The following is a 16,098-nucleotide window of genomic DNA, read 5'->3' as shown; positions in this document are numbered from 1 at the left end:
AATCCTGTCAAGAAAAACATCTTAACAGGATTATTATATTTTGAATGTATTAAATACTATTCTTCTTTTTTTGCTGCTGCTTTTTTTGCTGGAGCTTTTTTAGCTGCCGGCGCTTTTTTAGGTTTTTCTTCAACAGCTGGAGCTTCTTCTTTAGCTTCTTCAACAGCAGGAGCCAAATCTGTTACTAATCCTTTTGCTTGAAGTGTGTTATACCAATTTAATACTTTTTTGATATCTGAAGGATAAACTCTTTCTTCGTCATAAGTTGGAAGGATTTCTTTAAAGTAAGCCGCCAATGTAGCATTATCTTCTTTGTGAGAAATAGCCTGACCTTTATTTTCTTTAACGGCAATCTGCTGCATTACTTCAGTCAATGGCTTTTCTCCTTCATAAGTGTAAATCGAAATTTCAGACAATAGGCTTACGTTACTTTTTAGATTTACAGTAATTTTCTTTCCATCAATTAATGATTCTGCCACAAAACCTGTACGAGTTTGTACTTTTAGTTCATATAAACCTGGTTTTCCTGAAATGGCTAAAATTTTCGCTAAATTCATTTTTATTAAAATTAGTATTAAGAATTTGATTTATTTTATCGTTTCTAAATTGCTTTAGAAATCTTATCTCCCTTTTTTCGCACCAAAAAATTTCATTCTATATTCCTGAAACGTTTTTCCTTCCGTGATATTTTTCAATTTCTTTTGAATTAAACGTTTTTTTAGAGAAGATATTTTATCTGTAAACAAAACACCTTCGATATGATCGTATTCATGCTGAATAACTCTTGCAATTAAGCCGTCAAAAACCTCTGTTTTCATTACAAAATCTTCTTCACAATATTCTATTGTAACAGTTGGTTTTCTATAAACGTCCTCACGAACGTCTGGAATACTCAGACAGCCTTCATTAAAACTCCACTCCTCACCTTCTTCTTTAACGATTTTAGCATTGATAAAAGTCTTTTTGAATCCTTTTAAATCTTTTTGTTCTTCTGATGGAAGATCCTCGTCATCGCTAAAAGGGGTTGTATCAATAACAAACAAACGAACCGGCAGACCTACCTGCGGTGCAGCAAGCCCAACTCCGTACGCGTTATACATAGTCTCGTACATATTTGCGATCGTTTCTTTTAGGTTTGGATATTCTGGCGTTATTGCTTCTCCTACTTTTCTTAAAACAGGATCACCGTATCCTACAATTGGTAAAATCATTTGTTTTTATTTATGTTTTAATGTGCTGTAAAAACAGATTTAAATTTCTGATATTTCAGCTGGCAAAAATAGTAAAAAATAGTCAATGAATAATTCTAAACCTGTTTTATATCATATTTTTTCCAAGCAGATAAAAAAGTCAGCTATAATTATGCCAAAATCATTCGTACAATTCTTACCTTTGCTAGTAAACCTGTCTTTATGATTGATCGTATTACAAAATTTACTAACAGTACTTCTTTTTTAAACGCCTCTAAAGTAACTATTGCTTCTGTTGTTCCTGTTTTAATTCTAAATTTTTTAGGTCATTTCGAAATAGGCTTCACCATTGCTCTTGGAGCTTTTTATACCTATCCCAGTGATATTCCGAGTTCGCTGATTCATAAAGTAAAAGGTCTTATTGTTGCTTCGTTTATTGTTTCTGGAGTCAATCTTTTGGTTAATCTTACCTACCCGTTTCCGATATTATTCTACCCATTTCTTGGTTTTCTGCTGTTTGCATGCTCAATGATATCTGTTTATGGACAAAGAGCTACCTTGATTTCTTTTTCTGCATTGCTTTCTATTTCTCTTTCTTTTGGACATTTGCATGAAGGATTAGAAGCTTTTCAATATGCTGGTTTTATTTTTATTGGAGGAATATTATACCTTATAGTTTCTCTAGTTTTTCACTTTGTACAACCTTATAAATACGTTGAATTACAAATCGCCGAAGGCATCAAGCTGACTGCTAAATATTTAAAACTAAGAGGCGATTTATGGAGTCCAGAAGCCAATAGAAAGGCTATTATAGAAAAACAGCTGGAGGTTCAAGTTGAATTAAATTTAATTCATGAGGATTTACGCAAGATGCTTATTGGTAATCAAAACACTTCTGGAACTACCAGTCAAAACCGTAAAATGCTGCTTGTTTTTATTACCTTAGTTGAAATTCAAGAACTGGCACTTTATACTTCTTTTGACCATAGTAAGCTTCATGAGAAATTTGCAAAGCATCCGGAGGTTTTAAGAACCTATCAAAATGTTGCTTATAAACTAGCTTCTACTTTAAAAAAACTTTCTAAAAACGTACATCACATTAGCGTTTATGTAGACAAACACGATTTAAAAAATGAACTTGATGCTCTTGAATTTGCTATTTTTGATTATGAAAAAACCTTAGGTAAAGACGAAGCTGCAGAAGGCGTTTTGATGCTGACCAATATGCTCAAATATGCCAAAAACCAAGTTGGGAAAATCAAAATTATCCAGCGTGCCTTTTCTCTGGCGATGCAGTCGTACAAACTGAAAGACAAGGATAAAGAACTCGAAAAATTCCTGACGCCGCAATATTATCCTTTGCGTACCTTAACAGAAAACCTGAGTTACTCTTCTTCTATATTCAGGCATTCGCTCCGATTGACTATTACTATTTTGGTCGGACTATTTTTAGGTGAAATTCTTAAATTACAAAACTTTTATTGGATTTTACTAACCATAGTGGTGATCATGCGCCCAGGTTATGGATTGACTAAAGAACGATCTTATAACCGTATGCTGGGAACCATTTTTGGAGGAATATTAGCTTTTGGTATTGTACTGGTTATTCAAAACCACGTAGTATTAAGCATATTTTCTATTATATGCATGCTGATGGGGATTTCATTTACACAGATCAATTACAAAATAAGCGCCACATTTGTCACAATGTATGTCGTATTTATTTACGGAATTCTGACTCCTAACATAAACGAAGTTATTCAGTTCAGGATTTTAGATACGCTTACAGGAGCTACCTTGGCTTTTATTGCCAATCAATTTTTATGGCCTGCTTGGGAGTTTATCAATACACCGATTCATATCGAAAATTCAATACGAGCCAACCGTACTTACCTCAAGGAAATTGCTGATTTTTATAACAAAAAAGGAGAAATGCCTACCTCCTATCGATTGGCTAGAAAAAATGCTTTTGTTGAAATTGGAAATCTTATGACCTCTTTTCAGAGAATGATGCAGGAACCAAAATCCAAGCAAAAAACAATGCCTTTGGTCAACAAACTGGTGGTTTTAAATCATTCGTTATTATCAGCATTAGCCTCTCTTTCCACTTATATTCAGTCGCACCAAACCACGTCGGCATCAGAATCTTTTAATTATATCATTAAAACCATTTTATCCAATCTAGATCATTCTATTTCTATTTTAAGAAATGAAGCCATTATAACCGATACCTTTTTTGATAAAGAAGATGTGACGCTGCAATTTGAAGAGTTAAAACGAAAACACTTTACACGTCTGGCCGAAGATGACGAACTAGACAAAGAAACCCGTCAGGCTAAAATGCAGGAGGCTCAAATGGTGATCGAACAATTGATCTGGATGAGTAATCTGGCAGAGAAGATTCTTAAAAACACAACCGATTTAAAAGCAACAAATCCAGATTAATTCATCTGGATTTGTTTTTTATTCTAAAAAGAAGTTTTATTTAATTTTTAAAACTTCGGCAGTATGTTTTCTTAGTTCTGCCAAAAGCTCTGGCTTATCATTTAAAGTCTGTCCATAAGACGGAATCATATTTTTTAACTTAGCTTCCCATTCTGGTGTTTTTACTTGATTTGTAAAACATCTGCTGATCAAATCAACCATAATTCCTACGGCCGTAGATGCTCCTGGTGAAGCTCCTAATAAAACCGCCAAACTTCCGTCATGAGTATTAATAACTTCTGTTCCAAATTCTAAAACACCGCCTTCTTTCTCATCTTTTTTGATTACCTGAACACGCTGTCCTGCTTTTTCCAATTTCCAGTCTTTAGATCGGGCTGTTGGCAGATATTCGCGTAAAGCTTTCATTCTATCTTTTGGAGATTGACGAACTTGTTCTATCAAATATTTTGTCAACGGAATATTATGATATCCTGCTGCAAGCATCGGAATTAAATTATTCGATTTAATTGAAAGAGGCAAATCTAAATAAGATCCGTTCTTCAGGAAACGAGTAGAAAATCCTGCAAATGGTCCAAAAAGCAATGCTTTTTCACCATCTATTACACGAGTATCAATATGAGGAACAGACATTGGAGGCGCTCCAACACTGGCTTTTCCGTAAACTTTTGCCTGATGTTTTGCAATAACTTCCGGATTTGTACATTTCAGCCATTGTCCGCTTACTGGGAATCCACCGTAGCCATGTCCTTCTGGAACATTTGCTTTTTCTAATAAAGGCAGAGAACCGCCGCCGGCACCAATAAATACAAATTTAGTATAAGCTTTACGTTTTGCTCCAGTTGCTAAATTTGTTATTTTAATTCTCCAAGATTTATCCTCGCGTTGTCTCAGTTTTTTAACCTCGTGATTGAAATATAAAGAAACACCGTCTAATTTTTCTAAATAACTAAACATACTTCTTGTCAAGGCACCAAAATTTACGTCGGTACCAATTTCCATATGTGTAGCTGCTAAGTTTTCATCGCTATTACGTCCTTCCATTACCAATGGCATCCATTTTTGAAGTTGTTCAAAATCGGTGCTGAAAGTCATGTCAGAAAAAATAGGATTGCTTTGAAGTGCTTCAAATCTTTTTCTTAAATATTCAACGTTTTTATCTCCCCACACAAAACTCATATGAGGCACGCTTTTAATAAAGTTTTCAGGAGAAGGCACTTTCTTTTCCTGCACTAAATAAGACCAAAACTGACGAGAAACCTCAAAAGATTCAGCAATACTTATTGCTTTTTTAGGATCTATACTGCCGTCTGCCTTTTCGGGAGTGTAATTTAATTCGCAAAAAGCAGAGTGGCCAGTTCCTGCATTATTCCAAGCATCGGAGCTTTCTGCAGCAGCAACATCTAATCTTTCGTAAATTTCAATTTTTATATCTGGTTGTAATTCTTTTAAAATTACTCCAAGAGTGGCACTCATTATTCCAGCGCCAATGAGTACTACATCACTATTTGAACGTATGGTTTCGTCAGGCATAACAGTATTTTAATTTAAAATGCAAAGGTACTTTTTTAATTGCAAAAAAAAACTAATTTTTAGATGATAAAAGTTAGGAATTTCTAAAAACCATTAAATTAAAAGCAGTAATTCCGACGATCTGCACTATTTTTTTGAAGAAAGATAATCTTGCAGCATAATCGTTGCCGAAATTTCATCTATCAAACCTTTATTTTGACGCTGTTTTTTACTAAGTCCACTGTCGAGCATTGTCTGGAAGGCCATTTTGGAAGTAAATCGTTCGTCTACACGAATGACTTTCATCTCTGGAAAAACATTTAAAAAATGCTTAACAAAACCATTAATTATGGAGGCACTTTCTGACGGATCGCCGTTCATCTGCTTCGGCTCACCAATTAAGACGGCTTCGACTTTTTCTTTTGCGAAGTAGTCCTTTAGAAAATCAGTTAACGTATGGGTTGGAATTGTAGTTAATCCAGAAGCTATAATCTGCATTTCGTCGGTTACAGCAATTCCAGTGCGTTTTTGTCCGTAATCTATAGAGAGAATTCTTGGCATTTTTATTTTTTCAGCAAAGATACTATTGATTTCTTAGAACTTATAAAGATCCTCGGTATTTTATAAAACCGGAAAAAAAAGATCCGTCTTGAAAAATCAAAACGGACCCATTCATATCCAAATATTTAACCTAAAAAAATACAATTTACTATCGGCCAAATAATCGGCCGAAAAAACCTCTGTGTTCTTCTTCATCCTCAGTCTCTACATAATTCGAGAATTTTGACTGCGATTTTTCGTGTTCAAAAATCAACTCTTTAATGTATTCAACATAGCTGCGTTTTTTCTCTTCCAAAAAGCCTATTAAATACTTCTCACTAAACTCCACTCCGCTTGCTGCTTCTATTTGCAACAATTTTTTATAAAGAGGCTCAATATGCATCGCAATTACTTCTTGCGGTACGGATTGTCTTCTTGCAAAATAATTTACGATAACATCATTTTCGTCTCTTGCAATATCAAAATCAGTAATTACCCAATAGTATCTTCCTGATTTTGCAAGATTTTTTACAATCGCGTGAAAGTTTTTTCCGTTTTTAAGATTCTCCCAAAGCACTTTAAAAATAACTTTCGGCATGTCTGGATGTCGTATAATATTGTGAGGCTGCCCCATTAATTCGTAATCTTCGTAGCCGCATACGTCTACAAAAACCTCGTTGGCATATTCGATAATACCAAAAGAATTGGTTTTACTCATAATAACTTGGGTTTTATCCCAGGTTACTTCTTTGTCAATAATGACTCTATTTTGAAGCTGATTTTCTTGATCCATGATTTTTACTGCTTAGGGTTATTTTGTAAGGTTTTCTAATTTTTACACTGCGAAATTAGAGAGAACAAAAAGCACAAAATCTGACTTTTGTCATATTTTGATATAAAAAAAACTTCTAGTGGTACTTCTAAATATATTTTTTAATTAAAACCTTTTTCTGATTTTACAAATAAGTAACAAAAAGTTAAATTTATAACATTTTCAATCCGTTTTGCTTTTTCTGCATTTCTACAAATACCTTATCTTTGCCAAAAAATTAAACATATGAATTCGTTACAGACTATAATCGAACAAGCTTGGGAAAACAGAGCTTTATTACAAGAATCAGCTACTACAGATGCTATTAGAGAAGTAATCGAATTGGTTGATGCAGGAAAACTTCGTACTGCAGAACCAGTTGGAGACAAATGGCAGGTAAACGAATGGGTAAAAAAAGCTGTTGTAATGTATTTCCCAATTCAAAAAATGGAAACATGGGAATCTGGTATTTTTGAATATCATGACAAAATGCTTCTTAAAAGAGGTTATGCTGAAAAAGGGATTCGTGTAGTGCCAAACGCTGTTGCACGTTACGGAGCTTACATTTCAAGCGGTGTTATTTTAATGCCTAGTTATGTAAATATTGGTGCATATGTAGACGAAGGCACCATGGTAGATACTTGGGCAACTGTTGGAAGCTGTGCTCAAATTGGTAAAAATGTTCACTTAAGCGGTGGTGTTGGTATCGGAGGTGTTTTAGAACCACTTCAGGCTTCTCCAGTAATTATCGAAGACGGTGCTTTTATCGGATCTCGTTGTATTGTTGTAGAAGGTGTGCATGTTGGTAAAGAGGCTGTTCTTGGTGCTAACGTATGTCTTACTGCATCTACAAAAATCATTGACGTTACTGGCGACGAACCTGTTGAAATGAAAGGTTTTGTTCCGGCTCGTTCTGTTGTAATTCCAGGAAGTTACACTAAAAAGTTTGCTGCAGGAGAATATCAAGTGCCTTGTGCTTTGATTATTGGAACTCGTAAACCATCTACAGATTTAAAAACTTCTTTAAATAATGCGCTTCGCGAATACGATGTTGCTGTATAAAGTTTAGTTATACTAAATTTCAATTAAAAAATCCAAATTCCGATTGTTCTTGATTGGAATTTGGATTTTTTTTGCTTCAATTTGCATACTATTTGTAAAATATAACATTATAAATGAAGATACTTGTAATCCAGCAAAAAATGATTGGGGACGTTTTGGTCAGCAGCATTATATGCAACAATCTGCGAACCGCATATCCTGATGCCCAAATAGACTATTTGGTTTACGCTTCTACCACTCCTGTTTTAGAAGGCAATTCGAGTATCGACAATATTATTCTTTTCGAAGAAAAACATCGAAAAAGTAAAATTGAACTGGCAAAACTTGTTTTACAGATTAGATCTGAAAAATACGATCTGTTAATTGATGCCTATTCCAAATTAGAAAGCTGGATCATTTCTTGGTTTAGCGGTGCCGAAAGAAAAATTTCGTATAAAAAAAACGGCAGAACTTTTCTTTACACCGACACAGTCCCTTTTGAGCCTTTTCCTAAAACTAATCTTGGTTTGGCAATAGAAAGACGCCTTTCTTTATTAGAACCTTTAAATCTCAACACAACAATAGATCCTGTTCCTCATTTATTTGTTTCAGAGAAAGAAAATCAGGATGCAAAAGCTTTATTTAATAAGTTTGATGTTCGAAAGGATCGAAAAACTGTGATGATAAGCCTGTTGGGCAGCGAAAAGTTAAAGACTTACCCTTTACATTTTATGTCAAAGGTTGTTGACTACATCGCTGATGCAGCCGATGTTAATATCCTTTTTAATTATTTTCCAAAACAGATTGACGACGCCAGAACGGTTTTTAACAACTGCAAGCCATCAACACAAGAAAAAATTTACTTTGATCTTTTGGGCGGCGATCTGAGGTCTTTTATAGGCTTAGTCAATCAATGTGATCTTATTATCGGTAATGATGGCGGCGCAATTAATATGGCCAAAGCACTAAACAAACCTTCTTTTATTATTTTCTCTCCTTGGATTGAGAAGAAAATCTGGGCTACTTTTGAAGACGGAATTCATCATCTTTCTGTTCATTTAAAAGATTATCGTCCGGCACTATTTGAAAATAAAACGGAAAAAACACTCAAAAAAGAATCTTTATTGCTGTATGAAAAATTTCAGCCAGAATTTTTTAAAGATAAAATCGAATCGTTTCTTAATCAAAATCTCAGCATAAAAACAAATGATTTTACCTGAGAAGCAACTTTTATCGGCTTTAATAATAACCTTTAACGAGGAAAAAAACATCGAAACGGTTCTTGCTGATCTGGCTTTCGCTGATGAAATTATCGTGGTCGATTCTTTTAGCTCTGATCGTACTTTTGAAATTGCATCCCAGTTTAAAAACGTCACAATTAAACAGCGTATTTTTGATAATTTTGCTTTTCAGCGCAATTATGCTTTAAGTCTGGCATCACATCCGTGGATCCTTTTTATTGATGCTGACGAAAGATTAACTCCCGAGCTTAAAAAGGAAATTGAAATTGTTATCAATCAAAAGAATAATATTTCTGCCTTTTTTATGAAACGAAATTTCATGTTCAAAAACAAAAGTTTACGTTTTAGCGGCTGGCAGACCGATAAGATTATCAGGCTTTTTAAAAAAAATGAAGCCGTTTATAATGAAGAAAAAATTGTGCACGAAAAACTTATTATTAAAGGCGATACTGGAATACTAAAAAACAAACTTATTCATTATTCGTATTCCAATTTTGAAGATTATAAACAGAAAATGATTTTCTATGGAGAATTAAAAGCACAGGAAGAATTAAGTAAAAACACGAAGCCTAATTTCTTTCACTTCTATATTCGCCCAGCCTATCAGTTTCTAAACCAATATGTTTTTCGTTTAGGCTTTCTAGACGGCAGAAAAGGAATTATTATTTGTTATTTAAATGCTTTGAGTGTTGCGGTTCGTTTTCAGAAATTGAAAAAAATTAGAACTGAAAATTAAGATTTCCAAAATTTCAATTTCTTTTTCAATCTTTTTTTTCTCGCAAATTCTTCTTGAAAAGTAGTTGTTGCCAGCCACATTTTTTCAAAAATTACAGCTTCTGGTTTTTCTTTGTAAAACTTAGCATATTCATTACTCATAACAGCCACCATTTCTTTTTGAGGTGTTAATCGGCTGAAATTATTCATGCGCTGCTCAAAGCTCATTTTTTCATGAAAATTCATTCGGTTTAAATCAACCAAAAAGAAATCATAGGTATTATTTTCTGTTTTTTTGATCAAAGTATTTCCGGGCGAATGATCTAAAAATTCGACTCCTTTTTCATGAAGCCCAAAAGTAAATTTGGTAAACTGTCTCAGAATATTTTCGCGGTCTTGATAATCTGGAATCTCAACCAATTCACGATACGTTAAGTCGGCTGCCATATGTTCGCTCACATAATAACTGTCTTTTAACCCGATAACATTAAAATTTTCTAAAAAGGCAATAGGTTCTGGAGTTCCGATATTTTTTTCCAGTAAAATAGTCGCATATTCAAACGATCGTCTCGCTTTGGATTTTCTAAAATAACGATACGCGACTTTATTAATTATGTTCGGAATTTTAAATGATTTGATGTTAATCGTTTTCCCATTTAAATCAAAAAGTTTTATCTTATTTCGGTCTCCGTTGCCAAAAAGTTCCCCTGATGAATTAAAGGTCGTGATGGTATCTAAAATAGATTTCGTACTCTTCTCAAAAACAGGATTTACTTTAAAATTCATTAGTTGCAGATTATATTCAACAAAAATACACATTGGATTTAAGACTTCAAATTAATATTGTATTTTCGTAAAAAAAAACCAAGAATGCAACAGAAGAAAACTGTTTTTTTAGAGACTCATAATATAAATAATAGAGCTACCGGACTAGGAACGTTTAATTATGAACTTATTAAGGGATTAGAACAACTTTCTTTTGAGAATTTAGAACTTCATCTTAATTCTGGCGAGCCTGGTTTACTTAAAAATGAATTTGGAGATAAATTTATTTATCATAAATATTGGACATTTCACAGATACAAAGCTTTTAGATCTTTTGATAAGTATGATTTATGGCATTCTGTAAATCAAAACTCTAAATTAGAACCCAGAAAAACTACCAATTATCTATTAACTATTCATGATGTAAATTTTGTAGAGGAAATATCAAAAGATATGAATCACAAAAGAAATCAATTGTTTATTGAGAAATTAAAAAGAGCAACAGCCATCACTTATATTTCTGAATTTGCCAAAAAACAAACACATGATTATTTTGAAGTTCCAAATATTCCTGAACACATTATATACAACGGAAATCCTATCTCTACAGTTTTAGACACATCAGATTTTACTACTGCTATTCCTCTTGACAAACCTTTTTTTTACACCATTGGAGATTTTATCGAAAGAAAAAATTTCACTGCCATTGTAAACATGATGAAGTTTATAAAAGACTTTAATCTAATTATTTCTGGTAATGACACCAAAATATATGGAGCCATAATAAGAAAATTAATTGACGATAATGGTCTTAAAAATCAGGTCTTTTTAACTGGAAGAGTCAGTGATAAGGCGAAGCAGTTTTACATGAAAAATTGTACCGCTTTTCTTTTTCCTTCTATCCGAGAAGGATTTGGATTACCTCCAATAGAAGCAATGAGTTTTGGTAAGCCTGTCTTTTTGTCGAATAAAACTTCACTTCCGGAAATTGGTGGCGACGCAGCAAATTATTGGGAAAATTTTGATCCTGAATACATGAAAGACATTGTGTTTGAAGGACTGCACAATCATGAAAGTAATACATTTGAGAAAGAAATGCTCCTCAAAAAAAGAGCCGCAACTTTCGACTGGAAAATTGCAGCTGCAGCATATCTAAAAGTTTATAATGAAATTTTGTTCTGATTTTATTTAACTAAAAACTTAAACCATTGTCCAAAGTTTTTAGAATTTAAATAGATCTTTGAGATTCTCAATACCTTAGAATTTTTGACAAATTCTTTGATCTGTTTTATATCTTTACTTGGAAAATAATCTAACTTTTTCCATCGTTCTGGTTCAATATAGTAAAAATCTCTTAACTCCTTGTAGTTCGTCTCATTTACTTTTAACCATTTATCGATAAAGGCAGCATTGACTTGTCTTTTATGCCCCCAATTTTCTAGTTTGAAACGCAATTCTTCTTCGCTTCTTGACAAAGATTCATGAAGTACAATATTATTGGTATAAATTACGCGTGAGCTGGTTCTTCTCGCAAGATTGTAGTTGGGATAATTGGTTGCAAATATTGCCTTCATTGGCATATCTACATACAAAATCCCTTCTTCTGTGTATTTGTATAAAATAATCCAGAAAGCGGCAATTTGAATTTTGTTTTTTTCGGGATTATCCAGAAAATGATCATACTTTCTTAGGTCCGAAATAAACTTTTCGAAGTCAAGAAAATATTCATCGCTGTCAACCTGAATAAGCCAGTTTCCTATTCCCATCTTTAACGAAAGCAAATGACGTTCACGAGTATCATTTTCTATTTCAGTAAGAGATGGAATATAGAAGTTATCTTTGTAAATTTCAATTTTGTTTTCTGTATCAAATTCCTTCAACCAGTCAAAAAAAGACAAATCCACTTCAAACTTATTTCCGGACCATGTCGTAAAATTTTCATCTATAGCTATAAAAATTCTATCGGCACCTGCATAGACCGGCGGGATTGATAATTTTAATTTCTCATAATCGTGAGAAAACAAAAAACCTACGTGGATTTTCTTCATGTATTTTTAGCGAATAACCTAAATTATTTGGACTTAATTTTAGGTAAAAATAGTAATAATAAATTAATAAAAGCCTTTAATAATTTCCAAGAAATTTTATATTTCTTGATATGTTCAAATTGCAAGAAACGCTTGGAATTTAAAACCTCAACAAACTCATAATCATCTATAAAGGCAGGAAAATATCTATTGAAAGTGAGCTTTTTTTCTTCCTCATAAATCGATCTAAATTTAGGATTAGAAGATATCCCAGTAAAATCGTACACAGCGATTGTTTTTCTTAAATATTTATATGAAACGTTTTTAAAACAGATTGCGTATACAAAAAATTCCCAATCAGAAGCAATTTTGTAATTCTCGTTGTAATAGAAAATACTATCAAAAAGCGTTCTTCTAATAAATGTTGATTGATGATTGATGGAGCTGTTATAGAAAAAAGAAAAACTCAATTTCTCCGGATATGTTTTTAATCTCTTTGATCCGTTATTGTCCTTATAATTATCCCCGTAATAAATATCATATTCAGATGTCAAATCAGCGGCAATATTTTCTAAAACCTTATTGTCATAAAAACAATCTCCTCCATTCATAAAGATCAAGAACTCGCCAGACGACTGTTTAATTCCTTTGTTCATTGCATTAAAAACACCCGTGTCTTTTTCGCTGACCCAATAGTTTATTTTGTCCTGATATTGTGCAATTAACTCCTTACTTCCGTCTGTGCTGCCGCCGTCTATCACAATAAATTCAAAATCGGCGTACGTTTGGCCGGTAACACTTTCCAGCGTTTTACGTAATCCTTTTTGGTCATTAAAATTTATAGTGATAACAGATATCTTAGTCATAAAATTTTATTTATTGTATTTTTTCCAGAATTTAAGCTTTCTCCACATATTTTTTCTTTTTCTCTTTTTTACTTTAAACTCTCTGTTTAGAGTAAAAAAATCTGCTTCTTTATTGGGGAGAATGACCAAAGGATGTGTAATCTCCAACAACTTTTCTGTTTTCAGATTCGAAAACAAATCGTTCACATCATTTGTATGCGTTGCATTTACTCCAAAACCAATATTGCTTATTAAATTTACGTTTGGAATAATCGACAAACTATTATTAAAAAAATTAGTGATAGTCCATTGGTAATCCCATGTATCTATTTTGTTATCTCGCAGCTCATAGAAAATTTTTCTCCAGCACTCGACTACGATTTCATTACTAAATATATTTCTAAAGCTTTCTTGTACGTTTTCTTGCCTATATTTATAAAGCTCCACATCATAATCTTTCCAAGCTCTTCTCCATGACGCCCATCCCCAGACATGAGTTAAATTAGAAAAATAATAACTATCATTACCTCGTTTCTGTCCCATTTGCAAGTTAGTCCCGCCTATGTGCCTGATTCTAGTATCATAACGGTATTTTTCCAGCATAGTATCAGCAAAAACAAAAAAATCTGATGAAGGCAGACAGTCGTCTTCTAAAATAATTCCTTCTTCTTCATTTTCAAAAAACCAATCTATAGCCGACGAGACTGCATATTTACAGCCCAGATTTTGATCTCTGAATAAAGTTTTAACTTCGCAATCCCAGTCTATTTTTTTTATAATATCTCGAGTTTCATTACAGAGTTCCGCTTCGTTCTCCTTGTTTGTTCTTGGTCCGTCTGCTGCAACGTACAATTTAGACGGACGACATTTTCTAATTTCCTCAAAAACAAGTGCTGTCACATCTGGACGATTGAAAATCAAAAATAAAAGGGGAGATTTTGTCTTGTAATTATTCATCTTTATAGATTAATTATTTGAAACTGCTTTTTTATAAACATCCAAACATTGTTTTGATGCATTTTCCCAAGTAAATTTCTTTACCTGTTCCAATCCCTTTTGTGCAAATTCTTCTCTTAATATATCATTTTTAAGAAGTGATTCAATCTTATTTTTCAAATCTTGATTATCATCTATTTTAAAATATACCCCCGCATTTTCTGCTACTTCGGGAAACGAACTATGGTTTCCTAAAACAACGGGACAACCGCAGGCCATAGATTCTAACACAGGAATTCCGAAACCTTCATAAAGAGACGGAAATACAAAACATTTTGCTTTTTTGTAAAACTGTCCTAATTGGTTTTCTTCAAAATCCTTTTGTATAATCTGATTTTCTAATGCTAAACTTTTTAAATGTTCTTTTTCTTGTTTGCTAAATTCTCCGCCGCCTGCGCAAACCAAATACAAATCGGGATTCTCTTTTAAAAGTTCTTTGACAGCTTGAAGTAAAAAATCAAAGTTTTTGTATTGAGCACGAGATCCAATATATAAAATATAATTAGACGGAAGATTTATATTTTTATCCTCTTCTACAGTAATTGAGGTTCCGTGATAAATAACATCTATTTTAGAAGCATCAATATGAGGATACAACTGTAAAATATCTTTTTTTGTGTTTTGAGAAACTGCAATTATTCGCGTCGCTTTTTCAATTAGCAGTAATTTATTCTCCTTCATCTTTTCGGCATCCGAGAAATACCCTGGAAAAAGTTCATGAATCATATCATAAACAGTTAACACAAAAGGCTTTTGACCTATAAAATCTAAAAAATAAGGATCAAAATATGTCGGAACAAATACGTCAAAATTATTTTCTAAAACTCTATTCTTAGTTTCTGAAAAATTTAATTTCTGGCTTTTTTTACGAATACTTATTCCCAAATTGTCTAATAATCCTAACCAAAAAGTTTTTTGTTTTTGCTTTTTAGAAAACAAAGTACTTTCCTTGTAATAAATGTTTTTTGTAAAAAACCAAGGTGTGTCAATAGCTACGGACTTATTCTTTTGAAGCTCTGAAAATATCTCTGTATAATATCTTGAAACACCTCCGTATTTTTGATAATTAAAAGCTTGCGAATCGAGTATTATTTTCATTATTGCCAATTAAGTTTCCTATTTAGAATTCAAAAAGTCAAGGTTTCCTTTCCTTAATACCGATCATTTATTTCACAAATAAATTAGGATATTAAAACAAATCAAACGTTAAATTATTATGCAAAATAAAGGCATAAAAAACTTAAAGCCTATTTTTTCATCGGTTTTTAGAGGTAAACTTTAAAGCCGTTGCTTTAAAGACTTTTATTAGCATTCTAATAGAATACATTTTTAGAGTTTATTAGTATCTTTGCACCTTTACGGTTAAAACAGAATAACATTTTATGGAAAACATCAATACTGAAGTGCACAACGCTTACGAAATCATCAAAGAAGGAGGTATTATCTTATATCCGACTGATACGGTTTGGGGAATTGGATGCGATGCTACAAATCCTGAAGCGGTGGCAAAAATATACAAGCTTAAACAGCGCGCAGAAACACAAAGTATGATTGTTTTAATGAATGGTGAAAAAATGATGTACAATGTTTTCAAAAACATTCCGGAAGTAGCGTGGCAGCTTATCGATTTGTCTGAAAAACCAACAACTTTAATTTTAGACGACGCACGAAATGTTGCCCCAAACATTATTGCAGCCGATAAATCTCTTGGAATGCGATTGGTTAAAGAGCCTTTTTGCTTCAAATTAATGGAAAGAATGAAAAAGCCTTTGGTTTCTACTTCTGCAAATATCTCTGGACAGCCAACACCGCTTGCCTTTAAAGACATAAGCCCAGAAATTGTAAAAGGAGTTGACTATGTGGTTAAACTAAATCAGGACAAAATAAACGGAAAATCTTCTACCATAATCAAACTGACAAACGATTCTCAGGTAAAAATAATACGCAAGTGATTTTAGATTTTAGTCCCGAAGC

Annotated in this window: 16 protein-coding genes; 6 read left to right on the top strand and 10 right to left on the bottom strand. The window is 32.9% G+C overall.

From position 1 onward, the window contains the following. Positions 1 to 56 precede the first annotated feature (56 nt). Complete coding sequence (locus tag C4F50_RS03180; protein WP_193844973.1) at positions 57 to 557, bottom strand: DUF5606 family protein; 501 nt, start codon at positions 555 to 557, stop codon at positions 57 to 59. A 63-nt stretch (positions 558 to 620) separates the two neighbouring features. Then, a complete protein-coding gene (gene def / locus C4F50_RS03175; RefSeq protein WP_193844972.1) occupies positions 621 to 1,211 on the bottom strand; it encodes a peptide deformylase in 591 nt (196 codons plus the stop codon). A gap of 201 nt (positions 1,212 to 1,412) precedes the next feature. Here def and C4F50_RS03170 point away from each other — a divergent pair, with 201 nt between their 5' ends. Continuing rightward, complete coding sequence (locus C4F50_RS03170; RefSeq protein ID WP_193844971.1) at positions 1,413 to 3,635, top strand: FUSC family protein; 2,223 nt, start codon at positions 1,413 to 1,415, stop codon at positions 3,633 to 3,635. 36 nt (positions 3,636 to 3,671) lie between these two features. Here C4F50_RS03170 and C4F50_RS03165 read toward each other — a convergent pair whose 3' ends face one another. The 3 genes from C4F50_RS03165 to C4F50_RS03155 all read right to left on the bottom strand — a co-directional run bounded on the left by C4F50_RS03165 (position 3,672) and on the right by C4F50_RS03155 (position 6,477). Then, positions 3,672 to 5,165: a malate:quinone oxidoreductase gene (locus C4F50_RS03165; RefSeq protein ID WP_193844970.1), complete on the bottom strand. Its 1,494-nt coding sequence runs from the start codon at positions 5,163 to 5,165 to the stop codon at positions 3,672 to 3,674. 126 nt (positions 5,166 to 5,291) lie between these two features. Further along, positions 5,292 to 5,705 carry a Holliday junction resolvase RuvX gene (gene ruvX, locus C4F50_RS03160; RefSeq protein WP_193844969.1) on the bottom strand — a complete coding sequence of 138 codons (414 nt, stop codon included), beginning with the start codon at positions 5,703 to 5,705 and terminating at the stop codon, positions 5,292 to 5,294. A 148-nt stretch (positions 5,706 to 5,853) separates the two neighbouring features. Then, a complete protein-coding gene (locus tag C4F50_RS03155) occupies positions 5,854 to 6,477 on the bottom strand; it encodes a PAS domain-containing protein (protein ID WP_193844968.1) in 624 nt (207 codons plus the stop codon). A gap of 264 nt (positions 6,478 to 6,741) precedes the next feature. Between C4F50_RS03155 and C4F50_RS03150 the strand changes: the two genes are divergently transcribed. The 3 genes from C4F50_RS03150 to C4F50_RS03140 all read left to right on the top strand — a co-directional run bounded on the left by C4F50_RS03150 (position 6,742) and on the right by C4F50_RS03140 (position 9,513). Then, positions 6,742 to 7,557: a 2,3,4,5-tetrahydropyridine-2,6-dicarboxylate N-succinyltransferase gene (locus C4F50_RS03150; RefSeq protein ID WP_193844967.1), complete on the top strand. Its 816-nt coding sequence runs from the start codon at positions 6,742 to 6,744 to the stop codon at positions 7,555 to 7,557. Between the two features lie 113 nt (positions 7,558 to 7,670). Further along, on the top strand, positions 7,671 to 8,756 hold the full coding sequence (locus tag C4F50_RS03145) for a glycosyltransferase family 9 protein (protein ID WP_193844966.1): 1,086 nt from the start codon (positions 7,671 to 7,673) through the stop codon (positions 8,754 to 8,756). Then, on the top strand, positions 8,743 to 9,513 hold the full coding sequence (locus tag C4F50_RS03140; RefSeq protein ID WP_193844965.1) for a glycosyltransferase family 2 protein: 771 nt from the start codon (positions 8,743 to 8,745) through the stop codon (positions 9,511 to 9,513). Before C4F50_RS03145 ends, C4F50_RS03140 begins: the two co-directional genes overlap by 14 nt. On the opposite strand, the gene C4F50_RS03135 is transcribed toward C4F50_RS03140, so the two are convergent. Continuing rightward, the gene (locus tag C4F50_RS03135) at positions 9,510 to 10,277 is read right to left on the bottom strand and encodes a Kdo domain containing protein (protein WP_193844964.1); all 768 of its coding nucleotides are present in this window, start codon (positions 10,275 to 10,277) and stop codon (positions 9,510 to 9,512) included. The two genes, C4F50_RS03140 and C4F50_RS03135, sit on opposite strands and share 4 nt — an antisense overlap. 84 nt (positions 10,278 to 10,361) lie before the next feature. On the opposite strand from C4F50_RS03135, the gene C4F50_RS03130 reads away from it, so the two are divergent. After that, on the top strand, positions 10,362 to 11,438 hold the full coding sequence (locus C4F50_RS03130; protein WP_193844963.1) for a glycosyltransferase family 4 protein: 1,077 nt from the start codon (positions 10,362 to 10,364) through the stop codon (positions 11,436 to 11,438). A gap of 2 nt (positions 11,439 to 11,440) precedes the next feature. On the opposite strand, the gene C4F50_RS03125 is transcribed toward C4F50_RS03130, so the two are convergent. The 4 genes from C4F50_RS03125 to C4F50_RS03110 are packed head-to-tail and all read right to left on the bottom strand — an operon-like array spanning position 11,441 to position 15,222. Further along, complete coding sequence (locus tag C4F50_RS03125) at positions 11,441 to 12,304, bottom strand: hypothetical protein (RefSeq protein WP_193844962.1); 864 nt, start codon at positions 12,302 to 12,304, stop codon at positions 11,441 to 11,443. Between the two features lie 23 nt (positions 12,305 to 12,327). Beyond that, entirely contained in the window at positions 12,328 to 13,149 is an 822-nt protein-coding gene (locus C4F50_RS03120) for a glycosyltransferase family 2 protein (RefSeq protein WP_193844961.1), read from the bottom strand. Positions 13,150 to 13,155: 6 nt separating this feature from the next. Then, entirely contained in the window at positions 13,156 to 14,085 is a 930-nt protein-coding gene (locus tag C4F50_RS03115; protein WP_193844960.1) for a nucleotide-diphospho-sugar transferase, read from the bottom strand. 9 nt (positions 14,086 to 14,094) lie between these two features. Next, positions 14,095 to 15,222 carry a glycosyltransferase family 4 protein gene (locus C4F50_RS03110; RefSeq protein ID WP_193844959.1) on the bottom strand — a complete coding sequence of 376 codons (1,128 nt, stop codon included), beginning with the start codon at positions 15,220 to 15,222 and terminating at the stop codon, positions 14,095 to 14,097. Between the two features lie 284 nt (positions 15,223 to 15,506). Here C4F50_RS03110 and C4F50_RS03105 point away from each other — a divergent pair, with 284 nt between their 5' ends. Then, the gene (locus C4F50_RS03105) at positions 15,507 to 16,076 is read left to right on the top strand and encodes an L-threonylcarbamoyladenylate synthase (RefSeq protein ID WP_193844958.1); all 570 of its coding nucleotides are present in this window, start codon (positions 15,507 to 15,509) and stop codon (positions 16,074 to 16,076) included. Positions 16,077 to 16,098 lie beyond the last annotated feature (22 nt).

The organism is Flavobacterium hungaricum, from assembly GCF_015182285.1.
Classification (GTDB): Bacteria; Bacteroidota; Bacteroidia; order Flavobacteriales; family Flavobacteriaceae; genus Flavobacterium; species Flavobacterium hungaricum.
The sequence above is the reverse complement of the archived record's forward strand: the minus strand, read 5'-3'. Positions and strand labels throughout refer to the sequence as shown.

Excerpts from the sequence above, each read along its gene's own strand:
- C4F50_RS03140 (WP_193844965.1), top strand. The coding sequence starts at position 8,743 with ATGATTTTACCTGAGAAGCAACTTTTATCGGCTTTAATAATAACCTTT.
- C4F50_RS03110 (WP_193844959.1), bottom strand. The coding sequence starts at position 15,222 with ATGAAAATAATACTCGATTCGCAAGCTTTTAATTATCAAAAATACGGA.
- C4F50_RS03150 (WP_193844967.1), top strand. The coding sequence starts at position 6,742 with ATGAATTCGTTACAGACTATAATCGAACAAGCTTGGGAAAACAGAGCT.
- def (WP_193844972.1), bottom strand. The coding sequence starts at position 1,211 with ATGATTTTACCAATTGTAGGATACGGTGATCCTGTTTTAAGAAAAGTA.
- C4F50_RS03120 (WP_193844961.1), bottom strand. The coding sequence starts at position 13,149 with ATGACTAAGATATCTGTTATCACTATAAATTTTAATGACCAAAAAGGA.
- C4F50_RS03130 (WP_193844963.1), top strand. The coding sequence starts at position 10,362 with ATGCAACAGAAGAAAACTGTTTTTTTAGAGACTCATAATATAAATAAT.
- C4F50_RS03115 (WP_193844960.1), bottom strand. The coding sequence starts at position 14,085 with ATGAATAATTACAAGACAAAATCTCCCCTTTTATTTTTGATTTTCAAT.
- C4F50_RS03180 (WP_193844973.1), bottom strand. The coding sequence starts at position 557 with ATGAATTTAGCGAAAATTTTAGCCATTTCAGGAAAACCAGGTTTATAT.
- C4F50_RS03145 (WP_193844966.1), top strand. The coding sequence starts at position 7,671 with ATGAAGATACTTGTAATCCAGCAAAAAATGATTGGGGACGTTTTGGTC.
- C4F50_RS03170 (WP_193844971.1), top strand. The coding sequence starts at position 1,413 with ATGATTGATCGTATTACAAAATTTACTAACAGTACTTCTTTTTTAAAC.
- C4F50_RS03125 (WP_193844962.1), bottom strand. The coding sequence starts at position 12,304 with ATGAAGAAAATCCACGTAGGTTTTTTGTTTTCTCACGATTATGAGAAA.
- C4F50_RS03135 (WP_193844964.1), bottom strand. The coding sequence starts at position 10,277 with ATGAATTTTAAAGTAAATCCTGTTTTTGAGAAGAGTACGAAATCTATT.
- ruvX (WP_193844969.1), bottom strand. The coding sequence starts at position 5,705 with ATGCCAAGAATTCTCTCTATAGATTACGGACAAAAACGCACTGGAATT.
- C4F50_RS03105 (WP_193844958.1), top strand. The coding sequence starts at position 15,507 with ATGGAAAACATCAATACTGAAGTGCACAACGCTTACGAAATCATCAAA.
- C4F50_RS03155 (WP_193844968.1), bottom strand. The coding sequence starts at position 6,477 with ATGGATCAAGAAAATCAGCTTCAAAATAGAGTCATTATTGACAAAGAA.
- C4F50_RS03165 (WP_193844970.1), bottom strand. The coding sequence starts at position 5,165 with ATGCCTGACGAAACCATACGTTCAAATAGTGATGTAGTACTCATTGGC.